This window comes from Muricoprocola aceti (genome assembly GCF_025567005.1).
GTDB lineage: Bacteria > Bacillota > Clostridia > Lachnospirales > Lachnospiraceae > Marvinbryantia > Marvinbryantia aceti.
In genome coordinates, this window is sequence record NZ_JAOQKE010000039.1 from 1 (window position 1) to 7351 (window position 7351).

A 7351-nucleotide genomic window follows, 5' to 3' on the forward strand; every position below is an offset into this window, starting at 1 on the left:
AGCTAATGGCGCTTATTGAGTTAAGAATCTCAGATAGAAGAATCCAAAAACTCATAAGGCAGTGGCTGAAATCAGGGATTCTCTATGGTGTTATCCAGCAAATTAAACGCTGCCTCTTCCGTCACATTAAAACAGGTCTTTTATAGTGCCTGACAACGGCATCAATCACATAGTTTTGGACGATTCCGGCACATTGTTTTATGTAAAAAACCATCATGCAGATTATTTTACATGATGGTTTCTAAAGCTATCCGAGCTCGCAGTCATTGATTGCCTGCATGACGGCATCGGCGGTTATGATATTTAAATTTGAGCTGTTTCCAACCAACAGACTTGCATTACACAGTTTGTTGATCATACGTGGAGTCCCATTCGCTGCATTGAGGATCGCTTCCAGTGCATTCTCTTCGAATACCGTTTGTGTGCATCCGGCACCATTCAGTTTGGCAGTAACATAGGAATGTCCTTCTGCTTTTGTCATTCCTTCCAGATTATAATTCATGACAATTCTCTGGCGGAAAGGTTCGTGGATGCTCAGGCGCAGGGTGCTGTTGAGCTGTGGCAGACCGGAAAGAAGGATAACCGCCCGGTCTTTTGAATCCATTTCAAAGTTGAACAGCATTTTTAAGTCATTGAGTACTGCGTTTCCAATATAGTTCGCTTCATCTATGATGATGACAGGCGTCTGTCGTTTCTCAAGTACGAGACGGTTGATCTCACCCTGGATGATCTTGAAGTTATCGGTTTTGCGGAATGCAGGCTGGGCGCCAAGTTCAGCGGCAAGATTCCGGTAAAAATCATTTACAGTCAGGGTGGAAAGACTGGAATAAACTACTTTATAAAGGGAAGTGTTCAGTCCCGAAGCCCAGTTCCTGACGGCGGTGGTCTTTCCTCTTCCGGCGCTTCCGGTCAGGAGACCGAAGCCTTTTGTGGTAAGCAGGTAGTTCAGACGGAACAGAACCTCCTTGTATTCCTGTGTTTCTACGAGGACTTCTTTTGAGTTCTTTAGGAAAGGATTGAACTCCAATCCGTATCTTGCAGTGTAATCCATAATCATTCGTCTCCTTTGCATAAGCGTACTTTTTCTCTTTTTATCAATGCGTTTTCGGTTTTATTGAGAAGCCGGATGGGTGTCAGCGTCCCGTCAGCTTCCACAATGAAGATTTCTTTCATATCCGGGGAATAGCGCAGGCGGATACGCTGCCGTGCAAAACGATAATCAACTTCGTATTCAATCTGGTCGATGACGATCACACTGTCAGCAGATACCCGGCGTTCAATCTCCAGAAGGAAATTTTGACGGATGTCTTCCTCAGAAAGTCGGCGTATCTGCTCCGGTTCTGAAAAGAAACGGTCCTGTGGGGACAGTCCACGGAGGGAAGAATGGGGGGATTGGTTGTATTGCTGGACAAAAGCGTACAGACTTCCCCTCAGCTCTTCCAGTGAATGGAAATCCCGCATATCAAGGGCTGCCATCCACTGATCCTTCATCGTCCGGAACCAGCGTTCGATCTTTTATACGAATGTTCGTATAAAAGATCTTATACGACGGATTTTTTTATCCGCATCTTTTCTGAGAAATATTGATTTTACAGCAGATTTTTGATAAAAGATGCGGATAAAAAAACTACTCCAGACCAAACGACCTACGGATTTCAGCCTCTTTGCCTTCCCAGATCTTCTCGTTTTCCGCTTCATCTGGTTGTCCCTTTGAAAGTGCTTCTCGCATCTGTTCGACTGAAGGGATCGCATAAATTTTAGTGGTTTCTGAACTGGCATGGCCTAATATCGCAGATACCAATTCCAGCGGTACGCCATCACGGTATAAACCAGTTGCCCTTGAGCGACGCAACATATGTGGATATGTTTTGTCTGGTAATGAGGGATGTTCTTTGCGGACACTGTCACCATACTTTTTTACAATACGTTCCACATTTCTCTGCGACATATGATTCATCTTGCCGTGGATCACTGTGTAAAACAGTGGTGTATCAGGTAATGCATCAGGTTTGTGATAGTGGAGAACATAGTCTTTTACCAGACCTGCACATTTCTTATTCAAAACGATCGACCGGTTTTTCTTTCCTTTTCCATGGATGATTATGGAAGGATTTTTTACATTCAAAGTCATATCTCCAAGAACAATACCTGTTAACTCAGATACTCTGACAGCAGTATCATACAGCAGAGCAAGAAGAACACGGTCTCTTCTTCCAATCTTTGTATTTTCCGGCTCAGCCAAAAAAGCTTTTAAGTCTTCTTTTTCTATGACCGGTCTTTGAAGTTTTGGTGTTTTAAGAAGTGGCACTTTCTGTACCGCCATATAAATCTGCATCAGGCCGATGTCACCATCGGAAACATACTTCAGATATGATTTCAGTGCAGCTAGCCGTTGGTTTACCGTACTGTTTGCAAGTTTTTGTGCTTCCTGGAGATACTGCGAATAAGATAACACAAACTCATAAGTACAGTCTGAAAAGCAGAAATGCATCACTTTCATTTCCTTTACTTCAGTTACATATTTATAAAAGGAAGACAGCGAGATTCGGTAGGCCTTTATCGTATCTGCGCTCCGCTGTTCCTGGCTTTTTAAAAAAATATCAAGGAAGTCTTTTGTTTTCGAAAAGAACAAATCTGCGAATTCCGGTTTCTTACTCATAGGAAGGAACCTCCGGGATTACATCATCCGCAATCGTATCTTTCTTTTCGATTGTTTTATATGCTTCTTTTACAAGATAATAATAGTAAAAAGTCTCATTTGTACTCTTATGTCCAAGATAACGGCTGAGATATGGCATCATGACCTGCAGATCTACACCAGCCTCAGCCCATAGATTCATTCGCGAAACAACATAAGAGAAGCGAAAATCATGTACTGTCGGCTTATTGCTGCAGTTCGCATATGGAGTTTTATTCCAGAAACGGGTAAAAACACTGTCAACCGTTGTATTCGGTAAAAATTTTTCCGGGTTCATCCCAGGAAAAAACCATTTTGATTCTTTTCCTAAGGCATCAGTCAGATAGGAATAATACTGCCTTGTACTTTCAAGCAGGTCATCAGGAAGATAGACCAGCCGATCCTTATTTCCTTTTGAATCCAGAATTGTTAGCGTTCCCGTTTCAAAATCCACATTTTCAGTCAATATCCCTGCCGCTTCTGCATTGCGAAGTCCACAGCATAGGTACCAGCGGAACAAAAGACGATACTCATTGGCAAGCCGGTGTTGATAGGCCGGTCTGTTGTCGGGTGGAAAGTAAGAATCCACTTCTGAAAAAAAGCTGATAAGTTCCTCGGCTTCAAATATATGTGGCATAACCCTTTTGAAATGGCAAAAATCGTGGGGAATATATACATTGATCCCGCATGTAGCCATATATATAAGAAGCTGTCTTACACAGGAGATCCGTTTACCATGATTGAAGGAACCTTCTGTTTCACTGCGTTCCATCCAATCACCCAGAAATGCTCTGGTAATTTCGGGTGTTTCGAGTTTTTTCTCAATGCAGTATGTATCAAAACGGTTAAGAACCAGTTCTTCACTTTCATAAGAATAGCCGTTTGCATGTTTTTCCTCAAGAAGTCCATCTATATAGGGTGCGATCAGACTTTTACGGACAGCTCTATCTTTCATGTGCCCATCCTCCTACACCACACTCTGAAAGAGACAGCGGACACATACGCATTCTGTCACTATCCAATGAAAGATAGCGATTAATCGATGATGTTCCACGCTGCCCAAGTGCTTCGGCTACCATGTCAGCTCCAACACCATTTTTCAGAAGCTGGGTTGCATATGTTTTACGTGTGACATGAAAACCGGAACCTTCCACTTTCCTGTCCGGAAGAGCTGTTTTGAGAGCTGCATTACAGACTGACCTGCCAATCGGTTTTTTAGGCGCCTTTTCACTCAGAAATACTTTTGAAGCTGCTTTTCGGCCTCGTTCCTCCGTAATGTAACGAAAAAGAGCATTGCCAACTTCTGTCGGCATAGGAAGATTTACTTCGACGGATGTTTTTTTCTGTATAAACTTTATGGATGCAGACGTCCAGTTAACATCCTCAATGGACAGATTGGCAACATCAGATGCCCTTAACCCCATTTTTAATCCAAGCAGCAACATTGCCTTTTTTCTGAGTGTAAGCCTGGAATCATCTTTATTGAGCTGTTCGGTTAATTCAGCCATTTCATCCTCAGTAAGCACTACTACAATGGTTTCTTTTGGTGCACTTGTACGCGGAAGAGCTACAAAAAGCATGGGATTGGTTAAAAATCCGTGTTCACCAAGATAAATGAGGAACTTCCGTATCCTGGTATTGTATGCATTTTTTCCCCGAGGTGTTTTGTGAATGTCGTTTACATGAAACTTCTTTAAGTGGGAAGCATTTAACTCTCTAAACGAAAGGAGTCCTTCAGACTCCAGGAAAAAGCAGAACCGTGTAATGCTACTTCGGATCATGTTCAGAGTAGATTGCGCCCAACCTTCTTTTATCTTTGTTTTGACATAACCATCTGCAGCCTCGAAGCACCATGCAGGAAGCTGATAAAAATGAGATGGGGTAACACGATATACGGATTCCAGTGAAATTGATGAGGTATGATGGTAGTCTGCTATCATACATAATGCTCTGCGGTAGGAATCTGCCTGCTTTCCGAAATGGGTACGGATCTCTTCAAACCAGACCATGGCAATATCAGGGTTATAGGCGTACCCGTTCATCTCCAGAAAAAGGATCAGAAGATCCACAGCCCGGTTATTTAAAGTGGTCACACATTTGGAGTATTCATTATCACGGTGAAGCTGTACAAGAATGTCTTTATAACCGTGAAGTGTTTCAATGCATACAGTCTCAGAGGATTTCATATATTCACCGATTTTTAAATGGGCATCATTGGATATCTCATTCCAAAAACATCCCTGGAGCTTTCCATGAGAAAGATAATGTACGATCAGAATACAACTGTATGAAACTTCTCCTTTTTCATAGAAGTACTGCATCATGGCTGAAACGTGACTGTTTACCTGTGACTTGTTAGCAATGCCAAAGTAGACAGCATCATTATAAAAATCTGCAATCAATGCTGCACTAATCTCACTGATCAGCTGAATGCCTCTTCTCTGTGCAAAAGCTAGAAATTTAGCACATGAATGGCGATGATTATCTATTGTTGCTTCAGAGAATGTATCTTTTTTATAATCAAGATAAATCTCTAGACGGTTCTTCATGTGAGAAGACAGGATCGTATATGACATCAGGTGCCTTGTTTCATGCTCGATCCGGATAGAACCGGTTTCTGCAACATCCCGCAGTCTTTCAAGCGCAACACGCCCATGATTGCTATCTGAAGGCGCAAGATTATTAGCCTGTGTATACCATTCATGAGCTGCTTCCGGAGAATAGCTGATGTTCTTTTCTTCCAGATAAACACGAAGTTTTTCAAAACATCGTTCGTTTGCTTTGATCAATGAAGAACAATACTGGTGATCGGACAGATAGTTCAACACAGACTGTGTCATAGTTTGATAAGTATCCATAGAGGTACCTCCTTATGTTTGATACCTCCATTATCAGGTAGTAGAACATTTTTATCCGCATCTTTTCTCAAAAATCTGTTGTAAAATCAATATTTCTCAGAAAAGATGCGGATAAAAAAATCCGTCGTATAAGATCTTGGCTTTTCCGGTGGGAGTGTATGGCTGGCAGTAACTGAGTGTTGTACCGATTCTTGCGGCAAGGAGTTCCATCTGTTTGTTCTTATAAGATTTCCCGTTGTCAAAGTTGAAAACTTTTGGGCGCCCATACTTTGCTATGGCTGATCTCATAACGGACATCAGATTGATAAAGTTATCATTGTAGAACACATCGATCCCGGTAATGAACCGGCTGGCATCATCGATCAGGGCAATGATATAGACCCGGTGTTTTTTTCCATCCGGATCTGTAAGGCGGGGACCGGCACTGCTGTCTCCGCACCAGACTTCGTTGATATGAGGGCGTTCATATCGGCGCATATCCTTGTTCGGTGTCTGCCGCAGTTCCAACTGAAGCCGGTTTACAAAGCGGCAGACGGTGGATTCCGATACCTGTCCGTTTATGACAGAACCATCGGATCTCAGCTGCCTGTAAATAGCAGCTGCAGACATACGTGGATAGTTGGTCTTGAAATACCGGATCCTCTCCTGAAGTTCTTCGTCAAGCTTGCGGCTCACACCGGCATCTGACCGCCCTTTCGGGACGAGACCTTCAAACCCATGGTTCTGGTAGTCAAGATACCATTTTTCAATGGTGACGGGAGCATAATGATGGAGCTTTCCATCCGGTCCCATAAGTCCTTTGGCAGAGATTTCTGTGTAAAAAGCGGTTTTGTTTGGATAACGTTCATCAAGTCCTGCAATGATAGGTGCGATGGCGCCATAGCGCATCAGTGCGATTTTCTGTTGTTTTTCCTGTTTCATAAGTTTCATCTTCCTCCTTTTTCTTAAGGATAAAGGATAAAACCAGACCTGTCGTGTAAGGTTATGTTGGTAGGATAAAAAGTTTATTGGAGGTTGATTTAATCTGCATGAACTGTCTGGAAAAGAGGGAAAAACATCCTGAAATCAGGCTGGGGATATCGGGGAGGTGAAGCCTCATGGAAAGCAACCGTTGCTTCCAATGTAAACGGTAGTTCCGGATGATGGATTTCAGGTTGTTTTCATCCACGAGGTACTGTTCTGCCAGTATGTTCCGGAATCCGGTTTCATGCTCATAAGCATGGATCAGACGGACGTGCAGAACCAGAGGGATCTGCGAATAAGGAACCATGGATGAAAGCAGCAATGCATGGGTATGTCCGCAGGTTTTGCAGTATACACGGACAACAGAAAGTGAGAGGACACGGTCAGTAAGCTGGACGTTGCGTATGTAAGAACCATAACGGATGAGACAGCCAGAGTGGCCGCAGGTACATGAAATAAGGTTCAGATCAAGAGAATCAATAGTTTTATTGTAAAAATCCTGAGAAATAAGGTTGTAGTTTTCTGTATAAACTGTTATCATAGGTATGCATGAATATAGCGTAAGCTATGTTTGGGTAAAAGCAGGAATCGAACTTTGGTCGGGGAGGTTTCTGCTTTTTATTTCGTGGTTACAAAACCATATGATAACACAAGAGGTCTCAGGATAAAACAATCTGATGGAAAATACGTCAGATTCCTTTATGCCAGGACCTCTTTTATTTTGCATGAAAATTGAAAGATCGGTTTGTTATAAAGTGACTGATAACACTTGTTAAGACGAAGATTGTATGTATGTGGGACGGACAGGAAGGCTTTGACTTCCTGGGAATGCATCACAGGCGTATGACAACAG

The 7351-nt window shown here is 42.6% G+C and carries 4 protein-coding genes and 2 pseudogenes; all 6 read right to left on the bottom strand.

The window, feature by feature from the left end; genetic code table 11:
- Window positions 1-247: 247 nt before the first annotated feature.
- Window positions 248-1051 (bottom strand): ExeA family protein, encoded by an 804-nt coding sequence (locus OCV47_RS15605; protein WP_262655937.1) that lies wholly within the window; start codon window positions 1049-1051, stop codon window positions 248-250.
- 2 nt (window positions 1052-1053) lie between these two features.
- Window positions 1054-1515, bottom strand: a pseudogene (locus OCV47_RS15610) (integrase core domain-containing protein); the annotation flags it as partial.
- 112 nt (window positions 1516-1627) lie between these two features.
- Window positions 1628-2659: a tyrosine-type recombinase/integrase gene (locus OCV47_RS15615; RefSeq protein ID WP_262655938.1), complete on the bottom strand. Its 1032-nt coding sequence runs from the start codon at window positions 2657-2659 to the stop codon at window positions 1628-1630.
- Window positions 2652-3632: a tyrosine-type recombinase/integrase gene (locus OCV47_RS15620; RefSeq protein WP_262655939.1), complete on the bottom strand. Its 981-nt coding sequence runs from the start codon at window positions 3630-3632 to the stop codon at window positions 2652-2654. Before OCV47_RS15620 ends, OCV47_RS15615 begins: the two co-directional genes overlap by 8 nt.
- Window positions 3622-5535 carry a tyrosine-type recombinase/integrase gene (locus OCV47_RS15625; RefSeq protein ID WP_262655941.1) on the bottom strand — a complete coding sequence of 638 codons (1914 nt, stop codon included), beginning with the start codon at window positions 5533-5535 and terminating at the stop codon, window positions 3622-3624. The genes OCV47_RS15620 and OCV47_RS15625 overlap by 11 nt, the downstream gene beginning before the upstream one ends.
- A 132-nt stretch (window positions 5536-5667) precedes the next feature.
- A pseudogene (locus tag OCV47_RS15630) lies at window positions 5668-6465 on the bottom strand (DDE-type integrase/transposase/recombinase); the annotation flags it as partial.
- Window positions 6466-7351 lie beyond the last annotated feature (886 nt).

Bases quoted from the DNA above. Each gene is read 5' to 3' on its own strand.
- OCV47_RS15620 (WP_262655939.1), bottom strand. From the start codon at position 3,632: ATGAAAGATAGAGCTGTCCGTAAAAGTCTGATCGCACCCTATATAGAT.
- OCV47_RS15605 (WP_262655937.1), bottom strand. From the start codon at position 1,051: ATGGATTACACTGCAAGATACGGATTGGAGTTCAATCCTTTCCTAAAG.
- OCV47_RS15615 (WP_262655938.1), bottom strand. From the start codon at position 2,659: ATGAGTAAGAAACCGGAATTCGCAGATTTGTTCTTTTCGAAAACAAAA.
- OCV47_RS15625 (WP_262655941.1), bottom strand. From the start codon at position 5,535: ATGGATACTTATCAAACTATGACACAGTCTGTGTTGAACTATCTGTCC.